Source organism: Mesorhizobium sp. P3_A9, from assembly GCF_056402975.1.
Window position 1 is genome coordinate 1 of record NZ_JBFUGJ010000708.1, and the last position, 1161, is coordinate 1161.

Genomic DNA, 1161 nt, shown 5'->3' on the forward strand with positions numbered 1-1161 from the left:
GACAAGTCGAGCAGAGACGAAAGTCGGTCATAGTGATCCGGTGGTCCCGCGTGGAAGGGCCATCGCTCAACGGATAAAAGGTACGCCGGGGATAACAGGCTGATGACCCCCAAGAGTCCATATCGACGGGGTTGTTTGGCACCTCGATGTCGACTCATCGCATCCTGGGGCTGGAGYAGGTCCCAAGGGTWKGGCTGTTCGCCMWTTAAAGCGGYACGYGAGYTGGGTTYAGAACGTCGTGAGACAGTTCGGTCCCTATCTGCCGTGGGTGTAGGAATATTGAAAGGATCTGTCCCTAGTACGAGAGGACCGGGATGGACGGATCTCTGGTGGACCTGTTGTGGCGCCAGCCGCATAGCAGGGTAGCTATATCCGGACGGGATAACCGCTGAAGGCATCTAAGCGGGAAACCCACCTTAAAACGAGTATTCCCTGAGAACCGTGGAAGACGACCACGTTGATAGGCCGGGTGTGGAAGAGCGGCAACGCTTGAAGCTTACCGGTACTAATAGTTCGATCGGCTTGATCGTTCTCATTCCTTATGCCCATCTCGGCGCAATCCAGCGGATTGCGCTAGAAGTCAGATGGATGGCACAAAAAAGACCAGCGAACAGCCCGAGAGGCACCCGACAGCTCTGCTGGCGACGTCTCTTTGCGCTCCCTTCGCTCAAAAAGCTTCTCGAACAACGTGCGTTTTGCCGACCTGGTGGTTATGGCGGAGCGGCTGCACCCGATCCCATTCCGAACTCGGCCGTGAAACGCTCCAGCGCTGATGGTACTTCGTCTCAAGACGCGGGAGAGTAGGTCGCTGCCAGGTCTGCTAAATGCACGTTGAAATCTTCTCTTCACGACAAGGCCCGCCAAGGGACAACGGGCCGCGTAAGCGGCCCTTTCATTTGGTGAGCCACCTACCTATCTGTAGGCCAGCCTGCTTATCGGCTTGCGCTTACGTCCTAAGCAAGCAAATGCTTGCTTAGGTCAGCAAGCAAGCGCTTGCTTAGGGTTGACGCGGGGTGGAGCAGCCCGGTAGCTCGTCAGGCTCATAACCTGAAGGTCACAGGTTCAAATCCTGTCCCCGCAACCAAACAAAAAACGGCCCGCATTCATGCGGGCCTTTTTTGTATCTACAGGTCGTGGCCAGCAATTCTAACCCCGCAGCAG

At 56.2% G+C, this 1161-nt stretch carries 1 tRNA gene and 2 rRNA genes; all 3 read left to right on the top strand.

What is annotated here, in order from left to right:
* Positions 1 to 530, top strand: a 23S ribosomal RNA gene (locus AC1DX0_RS36170); the annotation flags it as partial.
* 172 nt (positions 531 to 702) lie between these two features.
* A 5S ribosomal RNA gene (gene rrf, locus AC1DX0_RS36175) occupies positions 703 to 817 on the top strand.
* Between the two features lie 190 nt (positions 818 to 1007).
* Positions 1008 to 1084: transfer RNA gene (locus tag AC1DX0_RS36180), tRNA-Met, on the top strand.
* Positions 1085 to 1161: the final 77 nt, after the last annotated feature.